The sequence below is a fragment of the Sinorhizobium sp. GQ132 genome (assembly GCF_059758575.1).
Map to the genome: position 1 here is coordinate 1 of NZ_JCAXDX010000004.1, position 21,143 is coordinate 21,143.

General features: G+C 63.5%; 14 protein-coding genes and 1 pseudogene. 6 read left to right on the forward strand and 9 right to left on the reverse strand.

Features of this window, described 5'->3' with window-relative positions:
• From AC6CIG_RS11740 to AC6CIG_RS11755, 4 genes and pseudogenes are all read right to left on the reverse strand, one after another.
• Positions 1-303, reverse strand: a pseudogene (locus tag AC6CIG_RS11740) (copper oxidase); the annotation flags it as partial.
• 14 nt (positions 304-317) lie between these two features.
• Positions 318-1,766, reverse strand: coding sequence for a TolC family protein (locus AC6CIG_RS11745; RefSeq protein ID WP_437407857.1), 1,449 nt, complete (start codon positions 1,764-1,766; stop codon positions 318-320).
• On the reverse strand, positions 1,763-1,990 hold the full coding sequence (locus AC6CIG_RS11750) for a hypothetical protein (RefSeq protein ID WP_324762875.1): 228 nt from the start codon (positions 1,988-1,990) through the stop codon (positions 1,763-1,765). Before AC6CIG_RS11750 ends, AC6CIG_RS11745 begins: the two co-directional genes overlap by 4 nt.
• Before the next feature lie 94 nt (positions 1,991-2,084).
• Positions 2,085-2,462 (reverse strand): hypothetical protein, encoded by a 378-nt coding sequence (locus AC6CIG_RS11755; RefSeq protein WP_437407858.1) that lies wholly within the window; start codon positions 2,460-2,462, stop codon positions 2,085-2,087.
• A gap of 334 nt (positions 2,463-2,796) precedes the next feature.
• Between AC6CIG_RS11755 and AC6CIG_RS11760 the strand changes: the two genes are divergently transcribed.
• Positions 2,797-2,943, forward strand: coding sequence for a hypothetical protein (locus AC6CIG_RS11760; RefSeq protein ID WP_437407859.1), 147 nt, complete (start codon positions 2,797-2,799; stop codon positions 2,941-2,943).
• Positions 2,944-2,987: 44 nt separating this feature from the next.
• Here the strand turns inward: AC6CIG_RS11760 and AC6CIG_RS11765 are convergent, their stop codons facing one another.
• The 4 genes from AC6CIG_RS11765 to AC6CIG_RS11780 all read right to left on the reverse strand — a co-directional run bounded on the left by AC6CIG_RS11765 (position 2,988) and on the right by AC6CIG_RS11780 (position 6,942).
• A complete protein-coding gene (locus AC6CIG_RS11765) occupies positions 2,988-3,200 on the reverse strand; it encodes a hypothetical protein (RefSeq protein ID WP_004435886.1) in 213 nt (70 codons plus the stop codon).
• Positions 3,201-3,333: 133 nt separating this feature from the next.
• Positions 3,334-4,638, reverse strand: a complete 1,305-nt coding sequence (gene pncB, locus AC6CIG_RS11770; RefSeq protein WP_437407860.1) for a nicotinate phosphoribosyltransferase — start codon at positions 4,636-4,638, stop codon at positions 3,334-3,336.
• Between the two features lie 116 nt (positions 4,639-4,754).
• Positions 4,755-5,354 (reverse strand): bifunctional nicotinamidase/pyrazinamidase, encoded by a 600-nt coding sequence (gene pncA, locus AC6CIG_RS11775; protein WP_018094166.1) that lies wholly within the window; start codon positions 5,352-5,354, stop codon positions 4,755-4,757.
• A 400-nt stretch (positions 5,355-5,754) separates the two neighbouring features.
• Complete coding sequence (locus AC6CIG_RS11780) at positions 5,755-6,942, reverse strand: polysaccharide biosynthesis/export family protein (protein ID WP_018094165.1); 1,188 nt, start codon at positions 6,940-6,942, stop codon at positions 5,755-5,757.
• A gap of 403 nt (positions 6,943-7,345) precedes the next feature.
• Here AC6CIG_RS11780 and AC6CIG_RS11785 point away from each other — a divergent pair, with 403 nt between their 5' ends.
• The 5 genes from AC6CIG_RS11785 to AC6CIG_RS11805 all read left to right on the forward strand — a co-directional run bounded on the left by AC6CIG_RS11785 (position 7,346) and on the right by AC6CIG_RS11805 (position 20,157).
• Positions 7,346-14,854, forward strand: a complete 7,509-nt coding sequence (locus tag AC6CIG_RS11785; RefSeq protein WP_437407861.1) for a type I polyketide synthase — start codon at positions 7,346-7,348, stop codon at positions 14,852-14,854.
• Positions 14,851-16,266 carry an aminotransferase class I/II-fold pyridoxal phosphate-dependent enzyme gene (locus AC6CIG_RS11790; RefSeq protein WP_379941630.1) on the forward strand — a complete coding sequence of 472 codons (1,416 nt, stop codon included), beginning with the start codon at positions 14,851-14,853 and terminating at the stop codon, positions 16,264-16,266. Before AC6CIG_RS11785 ends, AC6CIG_RS11790 begins: the two co-directional genes overlap by 4 nt.
• Positions 16,267-16,305: 39 nt before the next feature.
• Positions 16,306-17,109: an SDR family oxidoreductase gene (locus AC6CIG_RS11795; protein WP_018094162.1), complete on the forward strand. Its 804-nt coding sequence runs from the start codon at positions 16,306-16,308 to the stop codon at positions 17,107-17,109.
• 81 nt (positions 17,110-17,190) lie between these two features.
• A complete protein-coding gene (locus AC6CIG_RS11800) occupies positions 17,191-18,807 on the forward strand; it encodes an LTA synthase family protein (protein ID WP_018094161.1) in 1,617 nt (538 codons plus the stop codon).
• Positions 18,808-18,831: 24 nt separating this feature from the next.
• Entirely contained in the window at positions 18,832-20,157 is a 1,326-nt protein-coding gene (locus AC6CIG_RS11805) for a capsule polysaccharide biogenesis protein (protein ID WP_437411802.1), read from the forward strand.
• Here the strand turns inward: AC6CIG_RS11805 and AC6CIG_RS11810 are convergent.
• Complete coding sequence (locus tag AC6CIG_RS11810) at positions 20,127-21,140, reverse strand: KpsF/GutQ family sugar-phosphate isomerase (protein WP_018094159.1); 1,014 nt, start codon at positions 21,138-21,140, stop codon at positions 20,127-20,129. The genes AC6CIG_RS11805 and AC6CIG_RS11810 overlap by 31 nt on opposite strands.
• Between the last annotated feature and the right edge of the window lie 3 nt (positions 21,141-21,143).

Sequence of the window (21,143 nt, forward strand, 5' to 3'; positions counted from 1 at the left end):
ACCCGGCGACTGGCCGTTATAGCCCCAGAGATAGGCGGTCATGCCCTCCGCCATCTCGCGCTCGACCGGCTCGGCGACGAGATGGAACTCCTTGACGCCGCTGTTCGTCCGGTGGGGTGCGGTCCAGCCGTTGATGGTCACCACCGGGTTGTAGTCGGGCCCGGAGGAAGGCCGGACGGGGCCTTGCGTATCCGCCGTCTCCATGAATGCCGCCTCCGGCAGGCCCATATTCGACGTTTTCGCCCAGGCGGCGGTGGATACCAGTGCGGCGCTCGCGCCGAGTAACTGTCGTCTGTTGAACATTTTGCGTGCCTTTCTCATTCGCCGTTTTCGGCGGCCGCCGCGACCTCGGTTTCGCGGGAAGCCGCGCCCCCGCCGTAGATCGCCGGAGCCAGATCCGCCTCGGCCAGCCAGAAGTCGCGCTTGGCATCGATCGCGAGCAGGATCGCATCGACCTTTTCGCGGCTGTCGGCGAGCAGTTCGAAGGTGCTGGTGATCATCCCGTTGTAGGTGAGGAGTGACTGTTCCTCGATTTCGGTGCGCAGCGGCACGACGCTGCTGCGGTAGTGCCGGGCGATGTCGTAGTTGGCGCGGTAGGCCTGATAGGCCGAGCGTGCTTCCGAGCGGACATTGACGGCCTTCTCGGCGAGAAGGTTCGCCGCCCGCATATAGGCGAGCTCGGCCTTGCGCATGCGCGCTTTGCCGCTGTCGAAGATGGGAATGACGAATTCGAGATCGGCCCGGCCCGTCGTCTCCGACGAGATGTCGCCGTCCTCCTTTGCCCGCTCGGTCTCGAAGCCAGCAAGGAGGTTGAGGTCGGTGACGTAGCGGGTGGCCTCGGTCAGATTGGAGGATCTGGCCGTCGCCTCCAACTCGAGCTTCGCAATCTGGAGATCGACCCGCCGCCGCAGAGCTTCCGCCTCGATCTGGTCGCGCTTCATCAGACCCTTCGGCAGGGAAGCCAGCCGGTTCGGCACCTGGAACTTGACGTCCGAACCCCAGAGGCCCATCAGCCGCGTCAGTTCCTCCTTGGCCAGACGCGCCTGGAGCCGCGCCTTGGCCCCCTCTCCCGCCAGTTCGGCGTAGAAGACATGCTCGCGGGCCTGCGCCCCCTTTGTCATGGCCCCGCTCTCGCCGAGCTTTTCGGCAAGCGCGGACGCTGCGTCGGCCGCCGCCTGCGCCCGGTTGAGCTGGCCCACCGTTTCCCAAGCCGCTACGGCATTGATCCAGGCGCGCCGCGTCTCGGAAGCAAGCTGCAAGGTGCGCGAAGCGGCATCCAGTTGCGCCTTCCGGAACTCGGTGTCGGCGAGCGCGATATTCCTGTCGCGCGTGACGAGCGCAAGAATATTGGAGACGATCGCGCCCTCGACCGTCCGGAATGCCGTAAGCCCTGGCGTGCCGATGCCCGTCAGCCCGACACCCACGGTCGGGTTGACGAGCATTGTCGCCTGCCAGGCGTCGGACGCCGAATCGCCGAGATCGGCATAGGCCGCCTGCAGCCCCTTGTTGTTGAGTAGCGCGACCTGGACTGCCGTCTCGACGTCGATCGACTTCTTCGCCATCAGCGCCTTCACCCGCTTGGAGACGGATCGGGCCTGTTCCTGGTTCTGCACCCACACGGTCTGCTTGCCGGCGGCTTCGGCCGTTGTCGCCGCGACCAGGGAAAATCCGGCATTCTTAACTGCGTACTCGCCAGCCGTAACGCAGCCGCCGAGCACCAGCGGCAGTGCGAGCGTCGCCGCCAGTCTCATCTTGGCTTTCATCATGATCCGCCTCCTTTCGGAGCCTGCGCATCATTCTGGTCGCGCCATGGTTTGGGATCGACGGCCCTGCGGTCCGTATAGCCCGAGACAGGACTCGTATAGGCAACGGGGCGCACCCCGGCATCGCTGGCCGGGAGTTCGCCCGAGGCGATCACATCGGGAGGCAAGGTGGCGGCGCAACCGCTCGCAAAAAGCGGCAGGACGGCCACGAAAAGCAGATGTTTCATGGATTTATCCGAATAGGAGATTGCGGCAGCGCTCGAGAGCAAGGCTTGCTCGCGAACACGCGTTCGACCCGTCAAGCGGACGGGCGCATCCTATTCAGGCGCTTGGGGGGCGGTGCAGCAGCGGCAATTCGCCCGTGGTCCCGGCCTCGTCGACGAATTCCCGGACGGGGGATAGGCGGGGTCTGCCAATAGTGTCGGTCGCCGCCAGAATCGCCATGCCGGCACAAACGTCTTTACAGCATTGCTGCTTCGCGGGCTTTTCGTCGCCTGCGGCAGAGGAGTCCTGATCGCCGTGCGAATGCGCGCCGCTCGCCATATCGGAATGATCGCCCGACTGCGCGATTTCAGACTGGGACCAGTCGCCGTGCATGGCTGCGGAGGAACTCGGCAATGCGTATGCCGCCAGTGACACGAAAATCACCAGGCGGAACAGAATCAACAGCTTCTGCGTCGTGATTCGAAGCATGCCCATGTTCAATGCCTATCATCGGGCCCAAAATTTTCAATCTTCAGCTCACGTTGACGCGCAAGGCGCATCGAGTGTGGCGCGGCCACAACGGGCGAACTTCGCCGCTGCAACCCGATTTTCAAGTTCTAGGGCTTACAACGATGGCAAGGTCAATCGGAAAAATTTCAGGGAAGAGAAGCAATTGAAAGCCTCAGGTGGCGTGGCATGCCCGCCACGGTCAGGAGATTGTTAACCATATTCTCCGTTCCTCGGGGAACAGTCCGACCGGCGCCACAGGAATAACTCTATTCCGCGGTCTTTCGCACGTGCAACCAAGCAACGGTCGGAGAAGGTGGACATGATCAAATCGGGTCTCGGCGTCACTGTCGCGGTTCTCGCGCTGTCCATCACAGTCAGCGGCATCCTGCATTTTGCGCTGTCCAGCTATCGCCCGGAGGCGAATGCCGCCGTGTCGCACGAAGTCACCTCATCGATACCACGATGAAAGCGGCCGCCTTGTCAGGCGCAAAGATCGCCTGGGGACATGCGTCATGAAACGCGGCGACGTTGCTCCGGGCCGAAATCTCCCAGCTGAGCCAGAAGTTCGTCGCAGGAACACTTCTTCGTGTCCATCAGGTCGAGAATGCGCTTGGCGGCCCTGTTGGCCTCCACACCATCCCTGCCGACATTGTGCAGAGCGCACCAGATATCGAGCGCTCCGCGCATGACGTCCACGTCATCCGGAGAATAGGCCTGACGCACGAACCCCTCCCAAGGTGTACCTCAACGACCTCATCATGGGGCAATCGGGGGGAAATTCAAGGAAATAGTGAGGTACCGCAATAAGTCATATGATTGAGGGATTGGAAGCCGCAGACTCCGGCTTCTTCCCGCGTCACACCCGTACGGATTGCTCCACGAAATCCTCGCTGCCGAAGAATTTCAGATAGCGCGAGACTTCGGCCGGATCCCCCGTCGCCTTGCGCGGGTTGTCCGAGAGCTTGACGGCCGGGCGGCCATTGGCCTCACTGACCTTGCATACGATGGAGATCGGGTTGAGGCCCTTGATTTCGGTCGGAGCGCAGCCGGCGAAATCATTTGTGAGGTTGGTTCCCCAGCCGAAGCTCATGCGCACGCGCCCTTCGAAGTGGCAGTAGGTCTTGATGATCGTGTCGACGTCGAGGCCGTCGGAGAAGATCAGGAGCTTCTCCCGTGGGTCTCGGCCCATCTTCTTCCACCAGGCGATGATCTTCTCGCCTCCCTCGATGGGCGGGGCGCTGTCCGGCCGGAAGCCGGTCCAGTCCGCCACCCAGTCGGGCGCATCCCTGAGAAACGCGGCCGTCCCGAACGCGTCCGGGAGCACGATCAGGAGGTTGCCGCCATAGAGCTGGTTCCAGTCCTGCAGAACCTTGTAGGGCGCGGCCGCAAGCTCGCGGTCGTTGCGGGCAAGCGCCGCGGCCACCATCGGCAGCTCGTGCGCATTGGTGCCGACCGCCTCCAGGTCGTTGTCCATTGCCAGCAGCACGTTACTGGATCCCGTGAAGGACGGGCCGATGCCTTCCTTGAGCGCCTCGACGCACCAGCGCTGCCATAGGAAGCTGTGCCGCCGGCGCGTGCCGAAGTCGGAGATGCGCAGGTTCGGATGCTCGCGCAGCTGCTCGACCTTCGACCACATCTTGGCCTTGGCGCGGGCATAGAGGACGTCCAGCGTGAACGGGCCGAGCCCTTTCATCGCCGCGCGCGAGCGCAACTCGTTGATGATCGCGAGCGCGGGGATTTCCCACATCGTCGTCTCGGCCCAGCGGCCACGGAACGTCAGTTCGAACTGGCCATCACGACGCGACAGCTCGTATTCCGGAAGGCGGAATTTTGCGAGCCAGGCCAGAAATTCCGGCGAGAATATCTGCGTGCGGCCATAGAAGCTGTTACCCGCGAGCCATATCATCTCTTTCTTGGTGAAGCGCAGGCCGCGCGCGTGGTCGAGCTGGTCGCGCAGTTCCTGCTCGTCGATCTCCTCTGCAAGGCGCACCGTCTTCGTGCGGTTGATCAGCGAAAAGGTCGCGTCCACGCCCGGATAGAGCTGCCAGATCATCTGCAGCATCAAAAGCTTGTAGAAATCCGTATCCAGCAGGCTGCGGACGATCGGATCGAGCTTCCAGGTATGGTTATAGACCCGTCGCGCGATATCGGTCTTTGGCATCTGCAATACGCTCCTCTTGGACCGTCATGACCCGCTCTGTGGCGAGGCGATCGTGGTCGATATCCTAAGTCCGGGCGGGGATGCGGCCGATGCCGTGCTTCCCCGTCCCGGGGCGACTAGATCAGCCGGACGCCGGCATCGCGCATGCGCAGGGTCATGGCCGCGAGAGAGCCGTTCAGATCGATGCCGCGGCAGGCACCGAGCACCACCGACGTCGAAAAGCCCTGAGCGACCGCATCGAGTGCCGAGAAGCCAACGCAGAAATCGGTAGCCAGGCCGCAAAGCGTCACGCTCTTTATGCCGCGCTCGCGAAGGTAACCGGCAAGTCCGGTCGGGGTCCGGTGGTCGTTTTCGAAAAAGGCGGAATAACTGTCGATCTCGCGGCGGAAGCCCTTGCGTATGACCAGTTCCGCCGAGGTCCATCGCAGGGACGGATGAAAATCGGCACCGAGGCTCCCCTGGACGCAATGCTCGGGCCAGAGCGTCTGCTCTCCATAAGGCATCGCCACGGTCTGAAACGGAGCCTTGCCCGGATGCGTCGAGGCGAAACTCGAATGGTCGGCCGGGTGCCAGTCCTGGGTCAGGACGACATGCGGCGACGCGTCGATGAGGCGATTGACGGCAGGCACGATCTCATCGCCGCCCTCGACCGCGAGAGCACCGCCGGGGCAGAAGTCGTTCTGCAAGTCGATAACGATCAGGGCGTCGTCAGGCATTGCCTCTCGCAATCCGGCCGAGCCGCATCGGCCATCAACAAATCGATCTGGATCACGATGGTTCAGGTCGGATCGACCTAAGTGATGAACGTGATCGATTCTAATAAGTTAGAGCGGGATGCGGGCGGAAAACCGCATACACTTTTCCTCATCCCGCTCCAAGTTAGAGCGGGATGCGGGCGGAAGATCGCATACACCTTTCCTCATCCCGCTCTAAACCAGATCAACCATAGAACGCGCAACGCGGCAAGCACGTTCGGCGCTCGTGACGTGAATCTCGCGGCGAACGGGCGAACCTTATAAAGGTGATTGATTATAAGATCTTAATGCATGCCGGCCGAAAGCGTTCAGCGGCAGGCGCGTCGACACCGGCCAACGCCCGGTGTCGCGCGCCCCAAGGTCAGTTGTTCAAATCGCTGAGATTGTCGGCGACGTTCACGCCGGAATTGACGATACCGATCGGCCTTGCGACGAAATCGAGGAATTTCGTGATGTCGACAGAAGGATGGCGCGAGGCATAGATGACGTCGCGATTCTTGACCGGGAAGGTCTGACCGACGATGAGGCTGTCCGGTTTCGTCATATCGAACCGGTAGACGACCGGATAGCGCCCGACGCGGTCGGCCTTCATGCCCTTGCTCAACAGCTTGTGAAACCGCTCCTGTCCAAGCAGGCTCATGACGATGTCCGGCTCCTCGTAGCGGAAGACGAAGTAACCCTTGGCATCCACCGTCCGGTCCGAGCCGCCGCCCGCGAGCGCCACGGCCTCGAGCAGGTTGAGATCGTTGGCGCCGAATTCGACGCGCTGATTTGCGCGGACCTGGCCGAGCACGGTGAAGGTCCGCGGATCGCGCGTCACGAAGATCTGGTCGCCCGGCTTTACGTGAATGTTTTCCGACGGGCTCTCGATGATCGATTTCAGCAGGACCGTGCCGGTCTTCTTGCCGCGCACCAGGGTCACATAGGTCTCGTAGGGCTGCGCCGATGGGCCGCCCGCCTTCGCGATGACCTCGTTGATCGTCTCGCTGACGAGATTGAGAGGCACGACCGAAGGACGGCCGACGGCGCCGGAGACCGTGACGATGCGCGACGCCGTCGACGTCGACGTCACGATCACATCCGGCTCGACGGCCTTCTGTTTCAAGGCATCGAGGATCGCCTGGCGCGCCTGCTCGAGCGTCAGGCCGGCAAAACGGACCGATCCGACATAAGGAATTGCCGCCTTGCCATCGGGCTGGACGACGAGATCGATGCTCGTCTGCTTCGATTCAGTTGTGGAAAACAGCCCGTCGCTGCCCGCCTCGAAGATCGTCACCTTCAACTGGTCGCCAATGCCGATGACCACCTGACCGACGCCGCCGCCAATGCCGAAGCGGCGGCTGAGGGTTGTGGAAACATATTCGGAAACGAGCCGCGCCGACTGGCCATCGACATCTACAATATCAAATACCGTCGCGTTCCTCCTGCCGATCTCCGAGCCGGACTGGCCGGCATCCGAAACGATATCGGTTGTCAGAGGGCCCTCGCCCGGCACGGCCTGGCATCCCGCAAGCGCGGTACAAAGCAGAAGGGCAGTCACTCGTTTCACTACGACACTCCGTGTTCGGCGCAGCAATGATTCCATACAGATATCTGCGCCGCATTTTCCCGGCAGGGAATCCGCCGGTCTCTGAAAAGCACAAAGGCCGTCCCACAACAAGCCACCTCGCCGCGACAGCCGGCAAAATAATCGCGACTGCGCTCTTCCGGCCATACCGCCTCGATCTTGGTTACGAACCGTCGCGGTAATTGTATTGGACGGATCGCAGGAGACGTATATCTAGCCCTTCGGGGTTGAAAGCTAGGCACTATGAGTTAAAAGCTCACTAATACAGCGCAGGGGATAAACCCGGGGATACCCACAGAGCAGGAATGTCGCCGATTGCAATTTACGTTTGACCTTGCAATGGGCTAAGACAATTTTAACGGCAGTTCAGAGCGTTCGATCTTACATGACGGTTGAAATCATAGGGCGTGCATGCCTTGCCCCGGGAGCGAAATCTCCGCAGGCGCTGTTCAAAATCCTTCGTCAGGGCAAGTGCACCGTGACCCGCGTCCCTTCGGACCGCTGGGACCTTGCGCGATTCTGGCATCCGGTCATGGGCACGCCCGGCAAGACCTATTCGTTTGCCGCCGGCGTCCTCGACCAGATCTACGATTTCGATCCCGCCGTTTTCGGGATGTCGCAGCGCGAGGCCATGTATATGGACCCTCAGCAGCGGGTTCTGTTGCAGCTCGCCTGGCGTGCGCTCGAGGACGCCAATATTTCCGTCGCCTCGCTGCACGGTGAAAACGTCGGCGTCTATGTCGGGGCCTCCAGCCTCGATCACGCCAATCTCACGGTCGACGATCCGGCTGCCGCCGGCCCCTATTTCATGACGGGCAACACGCTGTCGATCGTCTCCAACCGTATTTCCCACGTCTTCGGCCTGAGCGGTCCGAGCATGACCGTCGACACGGCCTGTTCCTCTTCGCTCGTGGCCCTCGATCAGGCGATGCGGGCGCTGAACGCCGGAGAGATCGACACGGCCATCGTCGGCGGCGTCAATATCCTCGCCCACCCGCTTCCCTTCGTCGGCTTCGCCCAGGCGCGCATGCTCTCGCCCGAAGGGCTCTGCCGCGCCTATGACAACGACGGCGCCGGCTATGTGCGCGCCGAGGGCGGCGTCGTCTTCGTCCTGCGCCGCACGGACCGGGCGCAACGCGAGCGCGACCGGAGCTATGCGCGGATCGTCGCCACCGGCGTCAATTCGGCCGGCCGCACCAACGGCATCTCGCTGCCCTCGCGCGAGGCGCAGGCCAATCTGCTGAGGATGATCTACGAAGGCAACGGCATCGACGCCAACCAGGTCGCCTTCGTAGAAGGCCACGGTACCGGCACGAAGGTCGGCGACCCGGCTGAGGTATGGTCCATCGGCACGGTCATCGGCGCGAAGCGCCGGGCTCCGGTGCCGATCGGCTCGATAAAGTCCAATATCGGCCATACCGAGCCGGCCTCAGGCCTGTTCGGGATGCTGAAAGCGGTTCTGGCTCTGGAGAACAATTATCTGCCGGCCTCGCTGCATTTCGAGACGCCGAACGAACAGATCGACTTCGACGGACTCAATGTCCGCGTGACGGCCAATCCGATCGAGCTGCTGAAGGGCAAGCGGGCGCGGCTCGCCGGCATCAATTCCTTCGGCTTCGGCGGCGCCAACGCCCATGTCGTCATCAGCGATCCGGATCCGGCACAGGCGGAAAAGACTGCGACCTCTCCGGCGGGCCACGTGTTTCTCGCAAGCGCCCATACCGCGTCGAGCCTCGAAAACCTGCTCAGAGACTATAAGGCCGCCTTTGCGGGCGCGACGAAGGAAGAGACGCGCGCGATCGTCGCCGCCTCCGGCGCCAACCGGACGCATATGCGCCATCGGTTCGCGGCACGCAGCGATCATCCCGAAGATATCGTCCGGGCGATTGCCAACCACCTGGAAAAGCCCGGCTCCGATATCGGAGAGACGGGCGAAGCGTCAGCGAAGGAAGCAAAGGTCGCCTTCGTCTTCTCCGGCAACGGCTCGCAATGGGCCGGCATGGGTGTCGAGGCGTTCCGCGAGAATCTGCACTTCCGTCAGTCGTTCACCTCGGTCAGCGCCCTTTTCAGGTTCCATTCGGATATCGTTCTCACCGATCTCCTGACCGACCCTGGACTCGACAGGAAGCTCGCGGACACGAAGGTGGCCCAGCCGCTGCTTTTCGCGATACAGGCCGCGCTCTCCGACTCGCTCGTGGCCATGGGCATCAAGCCGACCGCCGTCTTCGGTCATTCGGTCGGCGAAATCGCTGCCGCTTATGCGGCAGGGGCGCTGTCCCTCGTCGACGCCGTGTCGATCGTCGCCAAACGATCGCTGCACCAGGACCTTCTGGCCGGCCAGGGCACGATGGCTGCCGTTATGCTGGGCGAGCAGGCAGCCAAGGCCTTCGCGGCGGAGCGCGGGCTCGACGATGTCTGCGTCGCAGCCATCAACGCTCACAATTCGGTGACGATTTCCGGCCCGGCGAACGAGATTTCGGCGTTCCGCGACGCTGCGCGCAAGGCTAAAATCCCGGTTCAGATCCTCGACATCAATTATCCGTTCCATCATCCGATCATCGATCGGGCGAAAGAGGCGTTTCTCGCCGACATCCCTGATATCGCCCCCCGCCGGACGGAGCTGGCCTATCTGTCGACCGTCACGGGTGCCGCGCTCGACGGGACTGCGCTCGATCCCGACTACTGGTGGAAGAACGTTCGCGAGCCGGTGCGTTTCCAGGCCGCTGCCGAGGCCGCGCTCGATCTCGGCTGCACGCTGTTCATCGAGATCTCGCCGCGTCCCATCCTCGGATCTTACGTCAAGGAGACGATCAAGCAGGCGGCGGTGCCGGCTTCGGTGGTGGCGACATTGCTGCGCGATGCCGGCGAGAACGGCCACGATCCGATCTCGGCATCGATGGCGCGCGCCGTCGCCCACGGTGCCGCCGTCGACCGGTCGCGTGTCTATGGCAAGCGGGACGCATTCATCGAACTGCCCGCGCTGCCTTTCGAGCCGGTAGAGCTGCGACCGGCAGTCACGACCGATGCGACGGATCTCTTCGGACGCTCCGCAAAGCCCTATCGCCTCAACGGCTGGCGCGGCGACCCCAATGCGGGAAGCTGGAAAAACCACGTCGACGCGCATCTCTTTCCCGATCTCGCCGAACACGTGGTCGACGGCAAGGCGATCCTCCCGGGCAGCGGTTTCATCGAAATCGCCGTTTCCGCCGCACAGCAATTTCACGGCAGCGACGAAGTCGAGATCACCAATCTGGAGATCGTCCGCCCGCTCGAACTGAGCGACAACCGCATCATGGAACTCTCGACCATCCTGTCGCCGGAAACCGGCGACATCGAGATCCGGTCGCGCGAGCGTCTCTCGGAGGACGACTGGACGGTGCATGCCGTCGCGCGAAGCCGCAAACCCTTGCCGACGACGAGCAACGGCTGTCCGTCCACCAAAGGCCTGGCGAAGACGGCGACCGTGACGGCGGCCAAGGCCTATGAAACGGCGAAGCAGTTCGGGCTGGACTACGGCCCGCACTTCCAGCTTCTCTCCAAAGCCGTGGCCTATGGCGACCGGCTCATCGACGTCGAGTTGAAGCATCCTCAGGCGTCGGGGCACCCCCACGTCACCTACGCCCTTCATCCGATCTCGGTCGACGCGACCTTCCACGGCCTGGTCGCACTCTTCGACCGTTTCACCGGCGACAGGGGCGGCGCCCCCTATATTCCTGTCCGTTTCGGCTCCGTACGCGTGGTCAATGCCGGCCGGGCGATCACTCGCGCGACGATCGAGATCGAGCGGGTCAGCGCCAACTCGATCAAGGCACGGTTCCATTTCTTCGACGAGACCGGCGTCGCGATCGCACATTTCGAGGATTGCCGCTTCCGCCGTACCTATCTGCGCAAGCACAAGACGCTTGAAGGCCTGTCCTTCCATTATGAGGCAGTTCTGTCCAACGCGGCCGTGCCCGGCACGAAAGTTGCGACGGCCATGCCTGCGACGCTGGCCGAGCCGATAGACGGCGATGGCGTCGACAACGCGACCCTGCTCTTCAACGCGGCCATCTATCGCGCCTGCCAGGAAATTGCCCTGAAGCTCGGCAAGGGGACCGCCACAGTGCGAGCCGACGCGCTGCCCGGGGACTTCGCTTTCCAGTGCTTCCTGACGAGCTGCCTCCTGACGCTGGAGGATGCCGGTCTTTGCGAACATCAGAACGGCAACTGGAAGGTCGCACGGGAATTCACGCTTCCGACCGTGCCGGAGATCCTTGGCGAGCTCTATGGCGACCGCCCCGACCGTGCGGTCGAAGCGGTGCTCGTCAACAACGCCTATGCGGAAGCGCTCAGCCGTCTCGACGCGCTGCTTGCTCCCCTACCTGCAGGTGACGACGCGGCTTCGTTCAATGCCGGTTTCGTCAGCGAAGCGACGCTCGACCATCAGGCCGTGCATTCCGTGGCGAGCCGGTCGCGCATGGACCAGGTGCTTCACACGGTCGAACGCGTTCTCGCGGCGCAACCGGCAGGCGCCCGCCTGCGGCTCATCGAACTCGGCAGCGTCTCTGCCGGCTTCAGCCGCCGGCTGGCCGATCTCGCGGCGCGCAACGGTGCGGTACTTTCGATTTTCGAGCCGCGCGACAATGCACAACGGGGTCTGGAAATCGCCTTCGAGGAGGATGCGCATGTGCGCGTTCTGAAGAAGAGCGAATTCGCAGATATCGGTCCGTTCGACCTCGCGGTCAGCGCTTCGGACAATCTCTACCAGCTGATCGAAGAGGAGAGCGGGGTGCGCACGGCCCTTCGCTCGATGCTCACCGGAAGCGGGCTCGTCGCGGCCGTAAGCGCGCCGTCGATCTTCGCCGATTTCGCCCTGGGTCTCTCGGGCGGATGGTTCGAGCGCAGCCAGACGGCAGAATTCCCGATCGGCAGGATCGCTGCCGTACCCCATTGGCAGAAGTGTCTCGCAGATCTCGACCTCGGCGACGTGGTCGTGACGGATCGCGAATGCCCGCATGGGAACACTATCCTGATCGAGGCCCGGGGCACGGCGGCGGCAGGCTCAGGCGCCGAGCCGGGCGAAGCCGCGACACCCTATCTGCTGATCGAGACTGCCACTGCCCCGAAACCGGTCGCGACCGCTGGAAGAAGTGCCATTCCCGTCCGGGTGACAGGCGACCTTGCCGCAGACATGGCGACGCTCCGCGCAGCCCTAGAAGCCATGGGCGACAGACCGTTGCGCGCGGTTTTCACGTCTGAGGCGGAGCGCGCCGGCGGCGTCGGTTCGGACCTGTTGCAGACGCGCGTATTGGCGCTCAGCGCCTTTGCCGAGGCATTGAAACAGCATCTCGCCGGCGTCGAGCCGGAAGGCGACGACCGGCCGCGCCTCGTGCTCGTGGCCCCGGGCGGCGCTCCCCTGTCAGCCTCGGCAAGCTCCGGGCTGAATTCCGGATTGTGGGCCTTCGCCCGCGTCCTTCAGAACGAATATGAGTTCATCGACATTCATGCGCTCGATGTTGCCGGCGCTGCCGACATCGCCCGCAAGGATATGCTTGCCGCAGCGCTTTCCCTGCTGACGGTTTCGGGACAGAACCGGGAATGGCTGCTGGACCAGAAGACGGGCCTGCTTTCGGAGCTTCGGGCCGTACCCGGCGCAACGAACAAGGCCGACGGGAAAACCAGCGCGTTTGCGGCCGCGACCATTCGCCAGCGCGTCAGTTCGCAGGTTGCAAGCATCGCCTGGGAAGAGGCGAGCGTACCGGAGCCGGGATCCGGCGAGGTGGTCGTCGCCGTCGCGGCAACCGGCTTGAATTTCCGCGACGTGATGTGGGCCATGGGCCTGTTGCCGGAAGAGGCGTTGGAAGACGGCTTTGCCGGGGCGACGATCGGCATGGAACTATCCGGCCACGTGGTCGCGGTCGGCGAAGGGATCGACGATCTCGCGGTCGGCGATGCGGTGATGGCGATCGCCTCCGCCGCCTTCTCGACCCATGCGGTCGTCGCGCGCGCCGGCATTGCCAAGCTGCCCCGAGCGATGAGCCCGGTGGCCGCGGCCACCTTGCCGGTCGCCTTCCTTACCGCCTATTACGCCATTGTCGAACTCGGCCGCATTCAGGCTGGAGAGACGATTTTGATTCACGGTGCTGCCGGCGGCGTCGGCCTCGCCGCGCTCCAGGTCGCAAAGCTCAAGGGCGCCAAGGTCATCGCCACGGCGGGAACGCGCGAAAAGCGGCGCTTCCTGACGATGCTCGGCGCCGATCATGTCTTCGATTCGCGTTCGCTCGGCTTCGTCGACGATGTCCGTTCGGTCACCCGCGGGGAAGGCGTCGACCTCGTGCTCAACTCGCTTTTCGCCGAGGCGATGGAGCAGAGCCTCTCGCTGGTAAAACCCTTCGGCCGGTTCCTGGAGCTCGGCAAACGCGACTATTACGCCGACAGCAAGATCGGGCTCAGGCCGTTTCGCCGCAATGTCAGCTATTTCGGCATCGACGCCGATCAGCTGCTGGTGAATGCGCCGGATCTGACCAGGCGCATCTTCATGGAGATCGGAGCGCTCTTCGAGGAAGGCAAGCTCACGCCGCTTCCCTATCGCGCCTTCGACTACGATGAAATCGGCAATGCCTTCCGGCTGATGCAGAATGCCGGGCATATCGGCAAGATCGTGGTGCTGCCGCCCGTTGCCGGCCGGCACGAGGTGACCGCGAAGGCTCTAAGGGGTATGAAGGTCGACCCGGACGGCGTCCATCTCGTCGTCGGCGGCATCGGCGGCTTCGGCCTCGTCGCCGCCAATTGGCTCGTCGAGAAAGGCGCCCGCCGGATTGCGCTTTGCTCCCGCCGGGGACAGCCGGACGCGGAAACGCACGCGATGATCGAGCGCTGGCAAAATGGCGGCGTTGCGGCTTCGGTCCATGCTTGCGACATCACGGATGCCGCGGCCGTGGAGACGCTTCTGGCGACGCTTCGTTCGGAAGCACCGCTTCGCTCCGTCGTTCACGCGGCGATGGTGCTCGACGATGCGCTGATCAGCAATCTGAGCCGCGAACGCAACCGGCCTGTCATCGACACGAAAGCCAAGGGCGCGGCGATCCTCGATCGCCTTACCCGTGGTGACAGGCTCGACAACTTCATCCTGTTCTCCTCGGCGACGACGCTGGTCGGCAATCCTGGCCAGGCGAACTATGTCGCCGCCAACGGCTATCTCGAAGGCCTCGCCCGCGCACGGCGCCAGGAGGGCCTGGCAGGGCTCGCCGTCGGCTTCGGCGCGATTGCCGATGCCGGCTACCTGACGCAGAACGCCGACGTCAACGACCTGCTCGCCAAGCGCATCGGCAAAACGGCGTTGAAGGCCCAGGTGGCGCTCGACATGGTGGAAAACCACATCGCCGCGGATCCGGGCACGGTCGACGCGGCCGTCGTGATGATTTCGGAGATCGACTGGACAGCTGCGCGGAATCTGCCGGTCGCCCGCAACGCGCTCTTCGAGGTGATCCTGCGCAGCGCCGATCAGCATGCCACAGGCGCCGAAGGCACGAAGATGGACCTCGTCGCGATGATCGAGGGCAAATCGCCTCAGGAGGCCGAGGACATCCTCTTCGATCTGGTTGCGAGCGAGATCGCCGCCATCCTCCGCGTGTCGAAGGATACGGTCACTCGCGGAAAAATATTGAAGGAGATCGGTCTCGACAGCCTCATGGCCGTTGAACTCGGCATGAGTTTCCAGCAGAACACCGGCTTCGACATGCCTTTGAGCGGCGTCGCGGATAATACCACTGTCGGTGACATTGCACGCAAGCTTCATGAAAAGGTAAGCAAGCGCGATCAGGGCAACGAGAACGAGGCCGGGGACGACAAGCTCGTGACCGAACTTGCGCAACGCCATGTCGGAGCGGACAAGAAAAAAGCACTGAGCCAATGAGCAGCGACGGAAACGGCCAGACTTTCCCGAAGATGAACAGCACGCTCAAGGAGAGTCTGCTGGACAGGATGCGGAACACGCATCAATCGTCCGAGCGCAACCGGATGGCGCGCTCGGAGCGGGAGCTGCCGCCGGCTCCGCGTCGCCAGCAGGCGCGTTTCGAGGATCTGCCCGAATATAAGCAGGTCCTTACCCAGAAGATCGCCAGCGAGCAACTCGGCATCGCCAACCCGTTCTACCGGCCGCATCAGACGGCGGCCGGTGCGACGACGATGATCGATGGCCGCAAGCTGATCAACTTCGCCTCCTACGACTATCTCGGGCTCAACCGGCATGCTCACGTCCTCGAGCGTGCGCGCGAGACGATCGCCGGCTTCGGGATTTCCGCGTCGGCAAGCCGCCTCGTCGCCGGCGAACGGCCGCAGCATGTGGAGCTCGAAGAAAAGATCGCGCAGTTCTACGGCGTCGATGCCGCCGTCTGTTTCGTAAGCGGCTACCTGACCAATGTCGCCGCAATCAGCTGCCTGATGGGGCCGAAGGACCTCGTCATCCACGACGAGTTCATCCACAACAGCGCGCTCGCCGGGATCAAGCTTTCAGGCGCGGCACGCCGCTTCTTCAAGCACAACGACACCGCGGATCTCGAACATGTCCTGCGCACCGTCGCCGGTGACTACCGGCGCATCCTGGTGATCGTCGAGGGCATCTACTCGATGGACGGCGACGTCGCCAATCTGCCGGCGCTTCTGAAGCTCAGGGCCGAATACGGCTTCTGGCTGATGGTCGACGAGGCGCATTCGCTGGGAGTCCTCGGCCGGCACGGCAGGGGCCTCGCCGAACATTTCGGGGCCGATCCGCACGAAGTCGACATCTGGATGGGAACATTGTCGAAGACCACGTCGAGCTGCGGCGGCTACATAGCAGGAAGCGCCGCTTTGGCGGCCGTCCTGAAGGCATCTGCCGGCGGCTTCGTCTATAGCGTCGGCCTCGCGCCCGTGCTTGCCGCATCCGCGGTCGCCAGCCTCGACGTGCTGGCAAGCGAACCGGAACGCACGGCGGCAGTGAGACGCAACGGCAGCCTTTTCCTGAAGCTGGCCAAGGAGGCCGGCCTCGATACGGGGCTGAGCGGCGGCTTTTCGGTCGTGCCCGTGATCGTCGGCGATTCGCTGCGCGCCGTCCAGCTTTCGAACGACCTGCTCGCCGCCGGCGTCAACGTGCTGCCGATCATCCACCCGGCGGTGCCGGAAGGACAGGCGCGCTTGCGCTTCTTCATCACCTGCGACCACACGGAGGAACAGATCCGCCGCACCGTCACATTGACGGCCGAACGCCTGAAGGATCTTACCGACCGCAATTTCGGGCTCGGCGGCGTCGATATCGAGAAGATGCTGAGTGCGCTCTCGGCGCGCTGACCACGAGCCGCCGCAAGCGGGCCGCCAACGGGTGCGTCCATGACACATGTGATCATCACCGGCGGCTCGAGCGGAATAGGCCTCGCGGTCGCCTCGATCTACGCGGCCCGGGGAGCGAGGCTCTCTCTTGTCGCACGCTCGCGCGATCTTCTGGAACAGGCAGCGCAGAAGCTGGTGGCCGAACACGGCCTCGAAGCCGAAGCGGTCCGCATCGAGGCCGCCGACGTTTCCAAAGGAGAGGAGATCGAGGCCGCGATCTTGCGCTGTGTGGAGACGTTCGGGCCCTGCGACGTTCTCGTGACCTCGGCAGGCGTCGTCGAACCGGCGTCCTTCGAGGCGATGCAGGGCGCGGCCTTCCAGCGACAGATGGAAACGAACTTTTCGGGCACGGTGCATGCCGTGCGCGCCGTTTATCCGGACATGAAGGAGCGGCGCAGCGGCCATATTCTGATGGTCTCTTCGGGCGCCGGCCTGATCGGAATCTACGGCTATACGGCCTACTGCGCCTCGAAGTTCGCCCTCGGCGGCTTCGCCCAGGCATTGCGCAGCGAAGCACGCGTCCACAACGTCGGCATATCGATCTGCTTTCCACCCGATACCGTGACGCCGCAATTCACGAGGGAGCTTGCCGCCCGGCCGCAGGAGGCCAGCCTGATCATGGGAACCGTCCGCCCATGGACGGCCGAGGCGGTTGCGCGAAAGATCGTCGACGGGATCGACCGGCGGCGATTCGAGATTTATTTCGGCGCGATCTTATATCTTCTCGGCCGCTTCGGGCCGGCGGTCAGGCCTTTCCTCAATTGGTGGTTCGATCGGGCGATCGCGCGCAACAGTGGACTGTGACGGCGGCGCCCCCGGCCATGCTTGTGCCAGCCAATATTAGGCTTTAAGTGTCGGGAGAAGCCTTCTGCCGAGGCGGCGACGGTGAAATGGCTCAAAGGTATCGGCTTGGCGCTCATTCCCTTCCACCTGCACGACTACCCGATAGCCTTGACCCTCGGGTGCTACCTGCTGTCCTGCGCGGTGATCTTCTATACCGACCGGTTCGCCCTTCCGGCGCGCGAACGCAGGAAGAATGCACCGAAATACGGGCGCTATCAGGACAGGATCGACCGTCTTGCCCGGCTGCCGGTCATCGCGCTCGTCTTTGCCGGCTTCTTCGCGATCTCGTGGCGGCCCCTCTATGCCGCCGCCGGCACGATGAGCTTCTTCATCATTTTCACCGGCATTTCCCGCGCGAAGTTCAAGTTCATCCGCGAGCCGCTGGTCTTTTCCGATATTGCCCTGGTCGCGGATGTCTTCAAGTACAAGACGATCTTCTATGCGAGCTCGCTGAACGTCGTCTTCTGGATCGTCGCCTTCCTTTACGTGTTCGGCGTATCGGCGCTTTACATGTATTTCGAGCCGACGATCCTGCCCGAAAGAAGCAGGCTCTTCTGGGTTCTGATGATGGTGGGGATCGCCGCCGGACCCTGGGGCCTGTTGTTTTACGGGCCGGTGAACCGCCCGACGGCCGCTCTCGTGCAAAGACTGGTGAAGGCGATCAACGTCAAGATGAACACGGTGCGTTTCGGTACCTTCGCTTCCGTCGTCTTCCATTTCATCATCTGGCTCGGCGTCAAGCGCGACAAGATCGTCGCCGAATTGTCGGAAATACTGCGCGCCGCGGTACACGACCTCATCGGCCACGAGGAGGCCCCGCTGATCGTCGTATGGCAGTCGGAGTCCTTCATCGACATGCGGCATTTCGGTGTCGATTCGATCAAACTTCCGACGGTCGACCGGTTGCGCAAGCAGGCGGTGCAATGGGGGCGGTTGAGCAATGTCTTCGAGGGCGGCTACACGCTGCGCACCGAATTTGCCGTCCTGAGCGGTCTTGTGCCCGACGACATCCACGTCGATGCCAGCTATCCCTATCTCCGTGCCGCGCACTATGCCGATGTCGTCTGGCCCGGAAAGCTCAAGCGCGCCGGCTGGCGCACGCATTTCATTCATCCCTATGACCGGACGTTCTTCCTGCGGCACAAGGCGATGCCCCTCCTCGGATTCGAGAAGCTTACCATGCTCGATGCCTTCGACCATAAACCGGAGCGCGACGGGCTTTATGTCTCGGACGCCACGCTGGCAGCCCGCGTGCTCGCCGAAGTCGAGAAGCTGCCGGAAGAGGAGAGCGGCTTTTTCTTCGTCGCCTCGATGGCCAATCACGGACCCTGGGAACCGGGGCGTGTCGGCACGCTCACCAATCCCGTCGATATCTACCTGGCGATCCTCGAGCAGTCTGACGCTGCGTTGAAGCAGCTGATCGACGGCCTCAACAAGCTCGACCGGCCGGTCTGGTTCGTCTTTTACGGCGACCACGCGCCCCTTCTGAAATCCTTCGCGGATCCCTTCCCCGATCCCCGCACGGATTATTTCATCGTGCCGCTCGCCAAGGCGCGCACTGCGGCCCACAGCCCGAAGCGAGCGAAGGACGAGGATCCCTGGAACCTGCTCGGCTCCATGCTGAAGCACGCCAATCTGCACAAGGACGCGCTGCAATAGCAGCGTCTTCCGGAAATCCGCCCGATGACAGCAGATACGACCTTCGATCCCGCGCCGCCAAGAACCTTCCTGTTCCTGCAGGGGCCGGCGTCGCCGGTCTTCGCCAAGGTCGCCGGGCATCTCGAAGCCCTGGGCCATTGCTGTCTGCGCATCAACCTCAATCCCGGCGACCAGATATTCTGGCGACGCCGGGGCGCCCATAACTACCGCGGCTCGTCGGCGCGGTGGCCGGCCTATGTCGAAGCCTTCATCCGCCGCCACGCCGTAACCGACCTCGTCCTGCTCGGCGAAGAGCGCCCCTATCACCGGACCGCCACAGCTGCGGCGCAAACAGCCGGCATCCGCGTCTTCGTGGTCGAGATGGGCTATCTCAGGCCGGACTGGCTGACTCTCGAGCGCGGCGGCATGTCGTCCAACTCGCACTTTCCGGTCGATCCCGCGCAAATCCTGCGCGCGGCAACGGGTTTGCCCGAGCCCGACTGGCAGCGGCGCTACGGGCAGAGCTTTCTTGCAGAGGCTGCATACGACCTCCTGTACAACCTGCCGAACGTGTTTTTCTCTTTCCTCTTTCCCGGCTACCGCCGGCACGGAATCTTTCATCCGCTCGCCGAATATGCCGGGTGGATCCGGCGGCTGGCGGCCGGCAAAGGCGAGCAGCGGCGCGCGGATGCGTTGATCCGCTCGCTTTCGGCGAAAAATGCGCCGTATTTCGTCTATCCGCTTCAACTTGAAACAGACTTTCAATTGCGTGCGCATTCACCCTTCCGCAGCCAGCGGGAAGCGATCGACGGCATTCTTGCCTCTTTCGCGCGACATGCGCCGGCAGGAACCAGTCTCGCCATCAAGGTGCACCCGCTCGACAACAGCCTGATCCCCTGGCGCAGGATCGCCTCGGACAAGGCCGCCTCGCTCGGTGTCGGCGACAGGGTCCTCTATCTCGACGGCGGCAATCTCGATTCGCTTACGCAGCACAGCTGCGGAATGGTAACGGTCAACTCCACCGCCGGATTGCATGCTCTGAAGCAGGGCAAGCCCGTTAAGGTCCTGGGGACGGCCGTCTTCGACATTGCCGGTCTCACCGACCAGCAGCCGCTCGACGCGTTCTGGACGGCGCCCGAAGCCCCGGATCCGGTGCTGAGCGGGGCAATGTTCAGGCTGATGGCCGCTTCGATCCAGGTGCGCGGGAACTTCTATTCCCGTGCGGGTACGGATGCCGGCGCCAAGGCGATCGCGGAGCGGCTGCACCGCAACGACGTCAATGAACCGGGCGCCTTCGTCGACCCGCCGCCCCGGCAAAAGCCGGCGAAAGTCAGCGAAGATCAGGCGACGCCGGCACGCAGCAGATCGTGAATGTGCAGGATGCCGGCCGGCGCGCCCGCTTCGTCGACGAGGAACAGCACGGTGACCTTGTGGTCCTGCATGAATTCCATGGCGGCGCTGGCAAGGACATCACCCTTGATCACCCGCGGATTGCGCGACATCACCTCTTCGACGGGTTGCGCCAGGAGGTCGCCCGTCATGTGACGGCGCAGGTCGCCGTCGGTGATGACGCCGACCAGCTTGCCGCTTTCATCTTTTATGCCGACGACGCCGAAGCCCTTGGCCGACATTTCGATGACCGCCTCGCTCATCGGGCGACCTACGGAGAGCAACGGCATCTGCCCGGTGCCATGCGCCAGCTCCTGAACCAGGCGCAACTGCGCGCCCAGCTTGCCGCCCGGATGGAAGGTCTTGAAATCCTCGGCCGAGAAGCCGCGCCGCTCCAGGAGCGCGATCGCCAGAGCATCGCCGACAGCAAGCTGCAGCATGGCCGAGGTCGTCGGCGCCAGGCCGTGCGGGCAGGCCTCCGGCACCTTCGGCAGCACGAGGGCGATCTCGGAATTGCGTGCAAGCGTGCTCTCGCGGTTCGAGGAGATCGAGATGATCGGCACTTTGAAGCGCTTGGCGTAGGTCAGCATGTTGGCGAGTTCCGCCGTTTCGCCCGACCAGGAGAGCAGCACCAGCGCATCCCGGGCGGTGATCATGCCGAGGTCGCCGTGGCTTGCCTCGGTCGGATGGACGAAATAGGCCGAGGTGCCGGTGGATGCGAGCGTGGCTGCAATCTTGCGGCCGATATGCCCGCTCTTGCCGACGCCGGAAACGACGACCCGGCCATCGCCGTCGCCCATCAGTTCGACCGCATCGACGAGGGCGGCCGCGAAGGCTTGGTCGCCGGTCAGATGGTCTGCAAGGGCCTTGATGCCGTTCGAGGCAGTCGTCAGCGTCCTCCCGATCGACTCCAGCACGGTGCCACCGGCATGCGCATCCGCCGTCGCGTGTCTCACACCCATCATCGC